Source organism: Streptomyces sp. NPDC031365 (assembly GCF_055569765.1).
Genome location: NZ_JBVIIM010000023.1, coordinates 106,264 through 120,228, shown reverse-complemented (window position 1 = coordinate 120,228; position 13,965 = coordinate 106,264). Strand labels below are relative to the sequence as shown.

Here is a 13,965-nt window from a genome sequence, read left to right as displayed (position 1 = left end):
GGGCCGGGAGCCCCGGGTGAATCTTGTGCGCCGGTTCGTGAGGCGTCCGGGACGGCTGGCGGCCGAGTCGGCGGCGCTGCTGGTCGCCGCGCTGGTGGCCTTCCCGCTGTACTGGATGGTGCTGAGCGCCTTCAAGCCGGCCGGGGAGATCGAGTCGGCCGAGCCGCGTCCCTGGACGCTCGCGCCCACACTGGACTCCTTCCGGCGGGTGTTCGGGCAGCAGGAATTCGGCCGGTACTTCCTCAACAGCGTCGTCGTCGCGGTCGCCGTGGTGGTCGCCTCCGCGCTGATCGCGTTTCTCGCCGCGGTCGCCGTGACGCGTTTCCGGTTCGGTATGCGGACCACCCTGCTGATCATGTTTCTGGTGGCCCAGATGGTGCCGGTGGAGGCGCTGACGATCCCCCTGTTCTTCGTCATGCGGGACTTCGGCCAGCTGAACACGCTGTGGTCGCTGATCCTGCCCCACATCGCGTTCTCCCTGCCGTTCGCCATCTGGATGCTCCGGGGGTTCGTGAAAGCCGTTCCGGAGGCGCTGGAGGAGGCCGCCTACATCGACGGGGCGAGCCGCGCGCGTTTCCTCTGGCAGATCCTTTTTCCGCTCGTCCTGCCGGGCCTGGTGGCCACGAGCGTGTTTTCCTTCATCTCCACCTGGAACGACTTCCTCTTCGCCAAGTCCTTCATCATCAGCGACATCTCGCAGTCGACCCTGCCGATGGCGCTGCTGGTCTTCTACAAACCCGACGACCCGGACTGGGGCGGGGTCATGGCGGCGTCCACCGTGATGACGATTCCGGTCCTGGTCTTCTTCGTACTCGTGCAGCGGCGACTGGTCTCCGGACTGGGCGGCGCGGTAAAGGACTGACGTGACCGAACTGATTCCAGCGCCCCGCAGTGTCGTCGCCGGCTCCGGCGAGGTGCGGTTGACGGAGCACTCCCGGGTCTACGCCGGTCACGGGACGGAAGGCGTCGGTCATTGGCTGCGCACCGTCCTGTGGCAGGCGACCGGACTGCCGCTGCACGAGGGCCGAGAACCCGACGACACGGACCAGGACGGCATCGGGCTCCGGATCGACCCCGAACTCGGTCCCGAGGAGTACCGCCTCGTCAGTGACGGGAGCGGCGTCCTGATCGGGGGAGGCAGCGCGGCCGGTGTCTTCCGGGGCGCGCAGACGCTGCGTCAGCTCCTCGGCCCCGACGCCTTCCGCAGGGCCCCGGTCCGCCGCGACCGGGTCTGGGCGGTGCCGCACGTCACGATCGAGGACGCCCCCCGCTTCCGCTGGCGCGGGCTCATGCTCGATGTCGCCCGGCACTTCATGCCCAAGGAAGGCGTGCTGCGCTATCTCGACCTGATGGCGGCGCACAAACTCAACGTGCTCCATCTCCATCTGACGGACGATCAGGGCTGGCGCCTCGAGATCCGGCGGTATCCGAAGCTCACCGAGGCCGGCTCCTGGCGTGCCCGGACGAAAATCGGCCACCGCGCCTCGCCGCTGTGGGACGACAGGCCGCACGGTGGTCACTACACCCAGGACGACATCCGCGAGATCGTCGCCTACGCCGCCGAGCGGCATATCGACGTCGTCCCCGAAATCGACGTCCCCGGGCACTCGCAGGCCGCCATCGCCGCGTATCCGGAACTCGGCAACTCCGATGTCGTCGACGCCGCTTCCCTGACCGTCTGGGACACCTGGGGGGTCAATCCGAACGTACTCGCCCCCACTGACAACACCCTGCGCTTCTACGAAGGAGTGCTCGATGAAGTCCTGGAACTGTTCCCCGCGGACGCCGGGCCGTTCTCGCCGTTCGTGCACATCGGCGGCGACGAATGCCCCAAGGACCAGTGGCGCGCGTCGGACACCGCGCAGAAGCAGATCGGCAACCTCGGACTGGCGGACGAGGAGGAGCTCCAGGCCTGGTTCATCGGGCACTTCGACCAGTGGCTCGCCGCGCGGGGGCGCCGGTTGATCGGCTGGGACGAGATCCTGGAGGGCGGCCTGGCGCCGGGCGCCGCCGTGTCCTCCTGGCGCGGCTACTCCGGCGGGGTCGCCGCCGCCCGCGCGGGGCACGACGTGGTCATGTGCCCCCAGCAGTGGGTGTACCTGGACTACCGTCAGGACGCGGGTCCCCAGGAGCCGGTGCCGATCGGGTACGTGCGCACCCTGGAGGACGTCTACCGGTTCGAGCCCGTGCCGTCGGAGCTGACGGGCGAGGAGGCCGCGCGGGTGCTGGGCACCCAGGCCAATGTGTGGACCGAGGTGATGGAGGACCAGGGGCGCGTCGACTACCAGACCTTCCCCCGGCTCGCCGCGCTCGCCGAGGTCGCCTGGAGCGACCTGCCCGCCCCCGCCGACCGGGACTTCACCGGCTTCGAACGCCGGATGGCCGCCCACTACCGGCGCCTGGACGCCCTCGGGGTCGCCTACCGGCCGCCTGCCGGGCCGCATCCCTGGCAGCGGCGTCCGGGTGTGCTGGGACGCCCCATCGACGGCCCGCCGCCGAACCGGTAGCCCGTCCCCTCGGTCTCCCGGGCCGCCCGCGCGCCCCGGGAGACCGAACGGGTCCCGCGTGTGCGCGCACTCCCGGTCGAACAGGTCGTGCGATACGGGCCCAAATGTCACCGAAGAGCGTCAATGCGCGGTACACCGGTGACGCCGGGAGAAATCGTCCATGTCCGGGGTGAGGTGGGCGAATGCCTCCTAGCGGACCCCCGTCTTCGGCGCCTGCCAAGATGTGCCAGAGTTGCCACGTCCGCCCTGTGAGCACGTACCGTACGGCGCACAGGTGGGACCAGGTGGGGCAGCGGGAAGGGGCAGCCGGTTTTGAGCACGCACGCACCGCAGGCGGCGCAGGCCGTGACGCTGCCCACGACGCTGGACGAGGCAGTGGCGGCCCTCACGGCCATGCCCGCCGCCGTACCCGTCGCGGGCGGCACCGACCTGATGGCCGCCGTCAACTCCGGGCAGCTCAGGCCCGCCGCGCTGGTCGGCCTCGGCAAGATCAGCGAGATCCGCGGCTGGCAGTACCTGGACGGACACGCGCTGCTCGGCGCCGGTCTCACCCACGCGCGCATGGGCCGCCCCGACTTCGCCGCCCTCATCCCGGCGCTCGCCGCCTCCGCGCGGGCCGCCGGGCCGCCGCACATCCGCAACGCGGGCACCCTCGGCGGCAACATCGCCGCCTCCGCGCCCACCGGGGACGCGCTGCCCGTGCTGGCCGCACTCGAGGCGACGCTGATCGTCGCCGGCCCGGACGGAGCCCGCCGTGAGGTCCCGGTGTCGCACCTGCTGGCCGGAATGGACCTGCTGCGCCCCGGTGAACTCATCGGCCATGTGCGCGTGCCGCTGCTGCACGCCCCCCAGGTCTTCCTGAAGGCGACCGGCCGCACCGGCCCCGGCCGCGCGGTCGCCTCCGTCGCCCTCGTGCTCGACCCCGCCCGCCGCGGGGTGCGCTGCGCGGTGGGCGCCATCGCGCCGATGCCGCTGCGACCCCTGCAGGCCGAGCAGTGGGTCGCGCAGCTCATCGACTGGGACAACAACCGCGCGGTCGTACCCGAGGCACTGAACGCGTTCGGGGAGTACGTCGCCGCGGCCTGCATTCCCGACGCCGCCCCCGGCGAGGACGGCACCGTCCCACCGCTTCCGCCCGCGGTACTGCACCTGCGGCGCACCGTCGCCGCGCTGGCCCGACGAGCACTGGGGAGGGCGCTGTCGTGACCGACGACCAGCACGGAGAGGGCACGCCCCCGGGCGGCAGCCGCTGGGACCCGCTGCCCCAGGGCGACTACGACGACGGCGCGACGGCCTTCGTGAACCTCCCCGAGGGGGGCATCGACGCCCTGCTGGACTCCATGGAGAGCCCGCTCGCCGCGCCCGGCCAGGGCTACGTACCGCCGCAGATCACGGTCACCCCCGCGACCTCCGCGGGCACCGACCCGGCGGCCACCGGAACCTGGGCCGTGCCCGGCGCGCCCGTCGACGGGGCCCAGTGGCACGACCCGCAGGCCGCCGAGACGGACGCGACGGCGGGGGACCGGTTCGCGTACCACCCCGGCGCCACCGGGCAGTGGAGTTTCGAGGAGGCCCCGGCCGCGGAGAACCCCGCGCCGGGGCAGGACGTCACCGGCCAGTGGTCGATCCCCGTCGCGGACGGCGACCTGCCGGACGAATCGGGCGAGTTCACCACGTCCGCGCTGGTCGAACAGTGGGGTGGCGGTACCCCTCCGCCCACCCTGCCCGGCGGCGCCCCGGCGCCTTGGGCCACCACCCAGTCCATCGGCCGGCCGTGGGGCCCCGGCGTTCCCGGCGTCCCGCAGGACCCCGAGCGGCACGGCGGCGAGCACGACTCCGCGCGGGAACGGCAGGAGGCCGGACCACCGCCGTACGACGGGCCGGGCCGGGACGAGGCGCACGCGCCTCGTCAGCCGTCCGGTCCGGAGGGCTATGGCGGGTCCTCGGTGCAGGGCGCCTCCGGGCGGCCCGGGACCGGTCCGGATCCGCGGTCCACCGGCATGGCCGGTCCTGTGCGGGAGTCGGGGCTTCGTTCCCCGGGTGAGTCCGGCGGGGACGAGGGACACGCGTCTCCTCAGCCGTCCGGTCCGGACGGCCACGACGGGCCGCCCGGCCGGGACGAGCCCGCGCACGACGGGCTCCGCTCGTCGGGCATGCCTCAGCCGTTGCCCGCCGAGGGTTACGCGGAGCCGCGGTGGCGGTCCGACGCGGAGGCGGCCGAGGGCGCCCCGGCCGGGCTCCGGGAGCACCCGCACTTCGGCGCACAGGACGCCGCACAGCCCTACTCCGGGGCCGGAGAAGCCACCGAAGGTGCCCACGGGGCCCACGACGCCACCGGGCACCCGGCGGACCCCGCTGCCGCCCACACCGGAGCCGCTCCGGACACGGACGCCGGAACGCGCCCCGACACCGGGCGCGCCGCCGCGCCCGGAGCGGACTCCCCGAACGCGGCCGGCCATCCGGACCACGGGACCGTGCCCGACACTCCGGGCGACTCCGGCACGTCGGGCGACCAGGAGGACCCGGGCGCGTCGGACGCACCGAACGCCGGTCCGGACGAAACGGACACGTCGGACGGTCCGCACGACGACCACCCCCTCGCCTCCTACGTGCTTCGCGTCAACGGCACCGACCGGCCCGTCACCGACGCGTGGATCGGGGAGTCACTGCTCTACGTGCTGCGCGAGCGGCTCGGCCTGGCCGGCGCCAAGGACGGCTGCTCGCAGGGCGAGTGCGGCGCCTGCAACGTGCAGGTCGACGGGCGGCTCGTGGCGTCCTGCCTGGTCCCGGCCGTCACCGCGGCCGGCAGCGAGGTCCGTACCGTCGAGGGCCTGGCCCAGGAGGGCCGGCCCTCGGACGTGCAGCGTGCCCTCGCGCGGTGCGGCGCCGTCCAGTGCGGCTTCTGCGTACCGGGCATGGCGATGACCGTGCACGACCTCCTGGAGGGCAACCCGGCGCCCACCGAACTGGAGACCCGCCAGGCCCTGTGCGGCAACCTGTGCCGCTGCTCCGGCTACCGGGGCGTGGTCGACGCGGTCAAGGAGGTCGTCGCCGAACGCAAGGCGCACTCCGCGGCCGAGGACGACTCCGACGGCGCGCCGGACACGCCCCGCATCCCGCACCAGGCGGGCCCCGGCGCCGGCGGCGTCAACCTCTCGGCGTTCGGCGGCCCCGCACCCCACGAGCAGCCCGAGCACCCCCATGACGAGCCCCACGGCCAGGACGGAGGCCAGGTGTGACCAACGAAGCAGCCACCGCACAGGCCGCCGAGACCCACCCCGAGCCGGAGCCGGTCCCGCACGGACTCGGAGTCTCCCTCCCGGCCGCCGACGCCCACGCCAAGACCGAGGGCACCTTCCCGTACGCCGCCGACCTGTGGGCCGAGGGCCTGCTGTGGGCGGCCGTGCTGCGCTCGCCGCACCCGCACGCGCGCATCGTGTCCATCGACACCACCCACGCGCGTGAGATGCCCGGCGTCCGCGCGGTGGTCACGCACGAGGACGTCCCCGGCACCCCGGTGCTCGGCCGGGGCACGGCCGACCGTCCGGTCTTCGCCTCCGAGGTCGTACGCCACCACGGTGAGCCCCTGGCCGCCGTCGCCGCCGACCACCCCGACACCGCGCGGATGGCCGCCGCGGCCGTCATCGTCGAGTACGAGGTGCTCGACCCGGTGACCGACCCCGAGCAGGCGTTCGAGGCCGAACCGCTGCATCCCGACGGCAATCTGATCCGCCACATCCCGCTGCGCCACGGCGACCCCGACGCGGCCGGCGACATCGTCGTCGAGGGCCTGTACCGCATCGGCCGCCAGGACCCCGCCCCCATAGGGGCCGAGGCCGGTCTCGCCGTGCCCCGCCCGGACGGCGGCGTCGAGCTGTACCTGGCGTCCACCGACCCGCACGGCGACCGGGACACGGCCGCCGCCGCGTTCGGCCTGGATCCCGATCGGGTGAAGATCGTCGTCACCGGGGTGCCCGGCGCGACCGCGGACCGTGAGGACCAGAGCTTCCAGCTTCCCCTCGGCCTGCTCGCGCTGAAGACCGGCTGCCCGGTGAAACTCACCGCCACGCGCGAGGAGTCCTTCCTCGGCCACACCCACCGCCACCCCACCCTGCTGCGCTACCGCCACCACGCCGACGCCGAGGGCAGGCTGGTCAAGGTCGAGGCGCAGATCCTGCTCGACGCGGGTGCGTACGCCGACACCTCCTCCGACGCCCTGGCCGCCGCCGTCGCCTTCGCCTGCGGCCCGTACGTCGTCCCGAACGCCTTCATCGAGGGCTGGGCCGTACGCACCAACAACCCGCCCTCCGGCCATGTGCGCGGTGAGGGCGCCCTCCAGGTGTGCGCCGCCTACGAGGCGCAGATGGACAAGCTGGCCAAGAAGCTCGGCGTCGACCCGGCGGAACTGCGCCTGCGCAACGTCATGGCCACCGGCGATGTCCTGCCCACCGGGCAGACCGTGACCTGCCCGGCCCCGGTCGCCGAACTCCTCCAGGCGGTACGGGACTTCCCGCTGCCGCCGCTGCCCAAGGACACCCCCGAGGACGAGTGGCTGCTGCCCGGCGGCCCCGAGGGCGCGGGCGAACCGGGCGCGGTGCGCCGGGGCGTCGGCTACGGACTGGGCATGGTGCACATGCTCGGCGCGGAGGGCGCCGACGAGGTGTCCACGGCCACCGTGCGGGTCCAGGGCGGCGTGGCGACCGTGCTGTGCGCGGCCGTGGAGACCGGCCAGGGCTTCTCCACCCTGGCCCGGCAGATCGTCCAGGAGACCCTTGGCGTCGACGAGGTGCACGTGGCGCCCGTCGACACCGACCAGCCCCCGGCCGGCCCCGGCTGCCGCGGCCGGCACACCTGGGTGTCGGGCGGCGCGGTGGAACGTGCGGCGAAGATGGTCCGCACCCAGCTCCTCCAGCCGCTCGCACACAAGTTCGGCATGTCCACCGAGCTGCTCCAGATCACCGACGGCAAGATCACCTCGTACGACGGTGTGCTGTCCACGACCGTGACGGAGGCGCTGGACGGCAAGGAACTGTGGGCCACCGCCCAGTGCCGCCCGCATCCGACGGAACCGCTGGACGAGTCCGGCCAGGGCGACGCCTTCGTCGGCATGTCGTTCTGCGCGATCCGCGCGGTGGTCGACGTCGACATCGAGCTCGGCTCGGTCCGGGTCGTCGAACTGGCGGTCGCCCAGGACGTGGGCCGGGTGCTGAACCCGGCGCAGCTGGCCGCCCGGATCGAGGCGGGCGTGACCCAGGGCCTGGGCGCCGCGCTCACCGAGAACCTGCGCACACCGCGCGGCCTGATCCGCCACCCCGACCTCACCGGCTACGCGCTCCCGACCGCGCTGGACGCGCCGGACATCCACATCGTGAAGCTGGTCGAGGAGCGGGACGTGGTCGCGCCGTTCGGCGCGAAGGCCGTCAGCGCGGTGCCGGTGGTGACCTCGCCGGCGGCCATCGCCTCCGCCGTCCGGGCCGCCACGGGCCGCCCGGTGAACCGGCTGCCGATCCGCCCGCAGGCCGCGGTGGTCACCGGGGGCTGAGCGGCCGTTCCGGACGGATTCCCACGGTTTCCCGGGGGAAAGGCAACGCAAGCGGTTGCTGACGCGTCTGAAGAAGTGATGGGCGTTGGGTCCGTCGCGCCCTCGGTCCGGGGGCGTTGTCAGTGGTGGCGCGTAGTGTTCCGGTCAGTGGGGGACGGCTGCCGGGCCCGGAAGGGCTTCCGCCGTCCTGCCCGGGGCGGGATGTTCGCGGACCCGGGACCGAGCACACGTATCGCGGGGGAATCATGAGCACGACCGACACCGTCGTCACAACAACGATCACGCTTTCCGACGCCGACCTCGATCCCCTCATCACGCACGCGTCCACGCGCCGCTGGCTGACCGGGCCCGGACTGCCCTCGGACGGTGGCCTGTTCAGCTTCGCGGAGCTGGCGCGGCCGGGCGGCCCGCACACGGTGGCCGACTCGACGGGAGTCCCCGTCGAGCGGCTCTCCGCGGAGCTGCGGGACCAACTGGTCATCGGCGGAATGCTGGGCCCGCAGGGCCTGGAGACGGAATCGGTACTGCTCGACGGAGCGACCGGCGAGGTGTCCACGACGTATTTGTGGCACGACTACCCCGACCTGATGGACCGCCGCCCGCTCGCCCCGTCCCTGCCGACGCTGGTGCGGTTCGCCGCGGCGACGGACGAACTGGCGGGGTTGCGCGGCCAGTTCGCCGACTACGCGGGCCGGTACGGGACCAAGGCGGTCGCGGAGGCCTCCCGGCAGCTGCTGGCGGTCTTCGAGGAGGACACGGACGGCGAGCCCGCCCCGTTCTGGCGGATGGCCGCGCTGATCAGACCGCTGGCCCTGGTGGCGGGACCCGGCACGGCCTCGGGACTGGCCCTGGACCTTCCCCTCCGTCTGCTGGACGAGGAGTTCGGCCGGGGCGGAGTGGTCCGCTTCGAGGAGGTCGACTTCCCGTCGACGCTCACGCACGAGCCGACCCGCCGCTTCCTGCGCGAGACGGGCCTGCCGGAGGACGGCTTCCTCTTCTCCCTGGACACGGACCCGCCGCTGCGGACCCTCGCGGAGTACTACGCGGACGACTGCCGGGGCGAACTCCTCACCGACCTTCCCCCCGCCCGCATCGAGCGCCTGATACGCCTCGGCTACCTGGTCGACGACCACAGCCTCGTGATCGACGGAACCACGGGCGCGGTCCTCAGCTGGAACGAACCGGACGCCGTGCTCCGCCCGCTGAACACGGACATCTCCACGCTCGCCTTCACCCTCTGGCTGCTCCACCGCGAGCGCTCCCTCGACGAGGCGTCGGGCCACGCCCTGACCAGCGACACCTACGACCAGCTGGCGCTGACGATGATCCAGGTCCTGTCCTCGATCGACCCGACGGGCACCACCGCCGACGCGGACTGGCACTACTGGACGGAACTCTTCCAGGACGAGGCGGGCGGGGTGCTGTAGACAACACCCCGCCCTGTACGGAGGCCGTGGCGGGATTCGAACCCGCGTGCCTCGCTTTGCAGGCGAGTCCCTGGGCCACTCGGGCACACGGCCGTGTCGGTGGCGAAGCGCCGTGCGCTGCCCCGCCGTTCCGAACCGCTGCACCGACCGTAAGTCGGCCGGCAGGCGGCACTCAAGGAAAAGCCGGGCGCCGCAACGGAACTGCCATACGCCGTTCACGAACGGGCGGGCCCGGTCCTACGACCAAGGTCCCGGTGCCGATCACGACCCCCGACAGGGGTCAAACCGTGCAGCGGACCTTACTCTGGCGTTCATGACCGCCCCGAACCCGCGCGACACCGATGTCGCCGAGCCCGCAGACGCCCCGCCCCCGGCCCTCGCCGCCCTCGACGACACCGTGCTGAGCCGCCCCTACCGTGCGCTGAGCATCGGGATCGTCTCCGTGGTGCTGCTGATCGCCTTCGAGGCGACGGCGGTCGGCACGGCGATGCCGGTCGCGGCGCGGGAGCTGAACGGGGTGTCGCTGTACGCGTTCGCGTTCTCGGGGTACTTCACCACCAGCCTGTTCGGCATGGTGCTGTCCGGCCAGTGGTCCGACCGGCGCGGCCCGCTGGGCCCGCTGGCCTGGGGCATCGCCTCCTTCGCGGCCGGTCTGCTGCTCGCCGGGACGGCGGGCGCGATGTGGCTGTTCATCCTGGGGCGGGCGGTGCAGGGGCTCGGCGGCGGGCTGGTGATCGTCGCGCTGTACGTCATCGTCGGACGGGCCTACCCGGAACGGCTGCGTCCGGCGATCATGGCGGCGTTCGCGGCGAGCTGGGTGGTGCCGTCGATCGTCGGACCGCTCGCCTCCGGCGCGGTGACGGAGCACATCGGCTGGCGCTGGGTGTTCCTCGGCATACCGGCCCTCGTGGTCTTCCCGCTGGCCCTCGCGCTGCCGCAGATACGGCGCCTGGCCTCCGGCCCGGTGGACGACGGCACGGACGCCCCGGCCTCCCCCGACGGCCGCCGCATCCGGCTGGCCCTCGCGATCTCCTTCGGCGCCGGTTTCCTCCAGTACGCCGCCCAGGACCTGCGCTGGATCTCACTCCTTCCGGGCGCGCTGGGCGTCGCCCTGCTCGTCCCCGCGGTGCTGGGCCTCCTGCCGCGCGGCACCTACCGGGCGGCCCGCGGCCTGCCCTCGGTGGTCCTCCTGCGCGGAGTCGCCGCCGGCTCCTTCATCGCGGCGGAGTCCTTCGTCCCGCTGATGCTGGTCACCCAGCGGGGACTCAGCCCGACGCTGGCCGGCTTCTCGCTCGCGGCGGGCGGCGGCACCTGGGCGCTGGGGTCCTGGGTGCAGTCCCGGCCCCGGCTCGAACAGCACCGGGAACGTCTGATGGCCCTCGGCATGCTCCTGGTGGCGGCGACCATCGCGGCGGCCCCGACCGTACTCATCGAGGCGGTGCCGGCCTGGACGCTGGCGGTCGCCTGGGCCTTCGGCTGCTTCGGCATGGGCCTGGTGATCTCCTCCACCAGCGTCCTGCTGCTCCAGCTCTCCGCCCCCAAGGAGGCCGGCTCCAACTCCGCCGCCCTCCAGATCTCCGACGGCCTCTCCAACGTCATCCTCCTCGCCGCGGGCGGTGCCGCCTTCGCGGCCCTCGGCGGCGGCACGGTCAGCCACGCGGCGACGGAGGCCTCCGGCTCCCACCCGGCCGCCTTCGTCGCCGTGTTCCTGCCGATGTCGGCGGTGGCGCTGGTGGGGGTGTGGGTGGCTACGCGGGTGCGAGCCATCAAGTAGTACCACTTTGGTGTCACGTGGTGGTACCGTTTTGGTATGGCCATGAACCTGCGTCTTCGCGACGACCAGACGGAAGCTCTCAAGCTGCGCGCCGAGGAGGAGGGGGTCAGCATGCACGCGATACTGCTGCGGGCTGTGGACGACTATCTGGCGCGGACCGCGCACCAGGCGCTGGTGCGCAAGGCCGCCAAGGAGCAGACCGCCAAGTGGGCCGAACTGCTGGAGCGGCTGAAGTGACGTACGTCTACCTCACGGCCGAGGACGTCCTGGCCATTGCCGAGGACGCCGTCGACGACCAGCAGATCGCCGTGCGCGACGCGGGGCTGCTGGAGTCGGCCGTCCATCGGCCTTCGGCGTCCATGTTCGGTCAGGAGGCCTATGCCGACCTGTTCGACAAGGCGGCAGCACTCCTGCAGTCCCTGGTCATCAATCATCCTTTCGTCGACGGGAACAAGCGCACGGCATGGGTGTCCTGTGTCGTCTTCCTGGCGATGAACGAGGTGCAACTGCGCCCCGACATCGATGCGGCCGAACGCCTGGTCATCGGTGTGGCGACCAGTAGCCTGGACGAGGTCAAAGCGATCTCCGAAGCGCTGAGGGACTTGGCCGAGCAGGGCGATGTGACCTGAGTCCCATCCCGGGGTCTCCCGGTCGCGTACCGGCGTCGACACGACCGGGCCATCGGTAGGGTGGCCCGGTCGTCCCGCGCAGATGCGCCGCCGCCCGAACCACCCCGACGGAGATCGTGACTACCACCGCCGGCACCGCGTCCCACTCGCACCACCTGTCCCCGGCCTTCCCCGGACGTGCCCCCTGGGGCACCGCCGGGAAGCTGCGCGCCTGGCAGCAGCGGGCGATGGACAAGTACCTACAGGCCCAGCCCCGGGACTTCCTGGCGGTGGCCACGCCCGGCGCCGGCAAGACGACCTTCGCGCTGACGCTGGCCTCCTGGCTGCTGCACCACCACGTCGTGCAGCAGGTCACCGTCGTCGCGCCCACCGAGCACCTGAAGAAGCAGTGGGCCGAGGCCGCCGCACGGATAGGCATCAAGCTCGACCCCGAGTACAGCGCGGGCCCGCTCGGCAAGGACTACGACGGGATCGCCATCACGTACGCCGGTGTCGGCGTGCGGCCCATGCTGCACCGCAACCGGGTCGAGCAGCGCAAGACCCTCGTCATCCTCGACGAGATCCACCACGCCGGTGACTCCAAGTCCTGGGGCGAGGCCTGTCTGGAGGCGTTCGAACCGGCGACCCGGCGGCTCGCGCTCACCGGTACGCCGTTCCGCTCCGACACCAACCCCATCCCGTTCGTGGCGTACGAGGAGGGCGACGACGGGATCCGGCGGTCGTCCGCCGACTACACCTACGGATACGGCTCCGCCCTCGCCGACAACGTCGTCCGCCCCGTCATCTTCATGTCGTACAGCGGCAACATGCGCTGGCGCACCAAGGCCGGGGACGAGATCGCCGCCCGCCTCGGCGAACCCATGACCAAGGACGCCGTCAGCCAGGCCTGGCGCACCGCGCTCGACCCGCGCGGCGAGTGGATGCCGGCCGTGCTGCGCGCCGCCGACCAGCGGCTCACCGAGGTCAGGAAGGCCATCCCGGACGCCGGCGCCCTCGTCATCGCCGCCGACCAGGACTCCGCGCGGGCCTACGCCAAGCTGATCCGCGAGATCACCGGCGACAAGGCCACCGTCGTGCTGTCCGACGACACCGGCGCGTCGAAGAACATCGACGCGTTCAGCCAGAACACCGACCGCTGGATGGTCGCCGTCCGCATGGTGTCCGAGGGCGTCGACGTCCCGCGCCTCGCGGTCGGCGTGTACGCCACCACCATCTCCACCCCGCTGTTCTTCGCCCAGGCCGTCGGCCGTTTCGTACGGTCCCGGCGGCGCGGCGAGACCGCGTCCGTGTTCCTGCCGACCATCCCGGACCTGCTCGGCTTCGCGAACGAGATGGAGCGCGAACGCGACCACGTCCTCGACAAGCCCAAGAAGGACGGCGAGGAGGACCCGTACGCCGAGTCCGAGAAGGAGATGGAGGAGGCGAACCGGGAGCAGGACGAGGACACCGGCGAGCAGGACATGCTGCCCTTCGAGGCGCTGGAGTCCGACGCCGTCTTCGACCGGGTGATGTACAACGGCGCCGAGTTCGGCATGCAGGCCCACCCCGGCAGCGAGGAGGAGCAGGACTACCTCGGCATCCCGGGGCTCCTCGAGCCCGACCAGGTGCAGCTGCTGCTGCAGAAGCGGCAGGCCCGGCAGATCGCGCACAGCCGCAAGAAGCCGGCCGAGGAGGCGGACCTGCTCGAAATGCCCGCCGAGCGGCGCCCGGTGGTCTCCCACAAGGAGATGATGGAGCTGCGCAAGCGGCTCAACAACCTGGTCGGCGCGTACGTCCACCAGAGCGGCAAGCCGCACGGCGTCATCCACACCGAACTGCGCCGCGTCTGCGGCGGCCCGCCCTCGGCCGAGGCCACGGCGGGACAGCTGCGCCAGCGGATCGAAAAGGTGCAGGAGTGGGCCACGCGCATGCGATGACACCCTGTGTACGTATGAGGACAAACGGAACCACTTCCCGCTGAGAGTGCCCGGATTCTGGACGGAGACTTCCGCTCACCGAACCGGCTCGCTACTGTCCCCGCTACGCACACGCCCCGTGGCAGCGCCGCCGCGGAGCGCAGCCGTGAAGCGACCGTGCCCGGGACACT

The 13,965-nt window shown here is 72.6% G+C and carries 10 protein-coding genes and 1 tRNA gene; 10 read left to right on the top strand and 1 reads right to left on the bottom strand.

All coding sequences use genetic code 11. From position 1 onward, the window contains the following. Positions 1 to 16: 16 nt before the first annotated feature. From ACZ5C2_RS28505 to ACZ5C2_RS28480, 6 genes are all read left to right on the top strand, one after another. Positions 17 to 862 carry a carbohydrate ABC transporter permease gene (locus tag ACZ5C2_RS28505; RefSeq protein WP_468797517.1) on the top strand — a complete coding sequence of 282 codons (846 nt, stop codon included), beginning with the start codon at positions 17 to 19 and terminating at the stop codon, positions 860 to 862. A 1-nt stretch (position 863) separates the two neighbouring features. Further along, positions 864 to 2,507, top strand: coding sequence for a beta-N-acetylhexosaminidase (locus ACZ5C2_RS28500; protein ID WP_468797244.1), 1,644 nt, complete (start codon positions 864 to 866; stop codon positions 2,505 to 2,507). Between the two features lie 312 nt (positions 2,508 to 2,819). Next, a complete protein-coding gene (locus ACZ5C2_RS28495) occupies positions 2,820 to 3,713 on the top strand; it encodes an FAD binding domain-containing protein (protein ID WP_468797241.1) in 894 nt (297 codons plus the stop codon). Continuing rightward, a complete protein-coding gene (locus tag ACZ5C2_RS28490; RefSeq protein ID WP_468797238.1) occupies positions 3,710 to 5,746 on the top strand; it encodes a (2Fe-2S)-binding protein in 2,037 nt (678 codons plus the stop codon). Before ACZ5C2_RS28495 ends, ACZ5C2_RS28490 begins: the two co-directional genes overlap by 4 nt. Next, positions 5,743 to 8,049: a xanthine dehydrogenase family protein molybdopterin-binding subunit gene (locus ACZ5C2_RS28485; RefSeq protein ID WP_468797235.1), complete on the top strand. Its 2,307-nt coding sequence runs from the start codon at positions 5,743 to 5,745 to the stop codon at positions 8,047 to 8,049. Before ACZ5C2_RS28490 ends, ACZ5C2_RS28485 begins: the two co-directional genes overlap by 4 nt. Before the next feature lie 245 nt (positions 8,050 to 8,294). After that, positions 8,295 to 9,476: an SUKH-4 family immunity protein gene (locus tag ACZ5C2_RS28480; protein WP_468797232.1), complete on the top strand. Its 1,182-nt coding sequence runs from the start codon at positions 8,295 to 8,297 to the stop codon at positions 9,474 to 9,476. Positions 9,477 to 9,497: 21 nt separating this feature from the next. On the opposite strand, the gene ACZ5C2_RS28475 is transcribed toward ACZ5C2_RS28480, so the two are convergent. Further along, a tRNA-Cys gene (locus ACZ5C2_RS28475) sits at positions 9,498 to 9,569 on the bottom strand. Positions 9,570 to 9,789: 220 nt separating this feature from the next. Between ACZ5C2_RS28475 and ACZ5C2_RS28470 the strand changes: the two genes are divergently transcribed. The 4 genes from ACZ5C2_RS28470 to ACZ5C2_RS28455 all read left to right on the top strand — a co-directional run bounded on the left by ACZ5C2_RS28470 (position 9,790) and on the right by ACZ5C2_RS28455 (position 13,795). Beyond that, entirely contained in the window at positions 9,790 to 11,250 is a 1,461-nt protein-coding gene (locus ACZ5C2_RS28470; RefSeq protein WP_468797229.1) for an MFS transporter, read from the top strand. A 36-nt stretch (positions 11,251 to 11,286) separates the two neighbouring features. Beyond that, positions 11,287 to 11,487 carry a ribbon-helix-helix protein, CopG family gene (locus ACZ5C2_RS28465; protein ID WP_086684213.1) on the top strand — a complete coding sequence of 67 codons (201 nt, stop codon included), beginning with the start codon at positions 11,287 to 11,289 and terminating at the stop codon, positions 11,485 to 11,487. Then, positions 11,484 to 11,879 carry a type II toxin-antitoxin system death-on-curing family toxin gene (locus tag ACZ5C2_RS28460; RefSeq protein WP_451773465.1) on the top strand — a complete coding sequence of 132 codons (396 nt, stop codon included), beginning with the start codon at positions 11,484 to 11,486 and terminating at the stop codon, positions 11,877 to 11,879. Before ACZ5C2_RS28465 ends, ACZ5C2_RS28460 begins: the two co-directional genes overlap by 4 nt. A 113-nt stretch (positions 11,880 to 11,992) precedes the next feature. Next, entirely contained in the window at positions 11,993 to 13,795 is a 1,803-nt protein-coding gene (locus tag ACZ5C2_RS28455; RefSeq protein WP_468797514.1) for a DEAD/DEAH box helicase, read from the top strand. Positions 13,796 to 13,965: the final 170 nt, after the last annotated feature.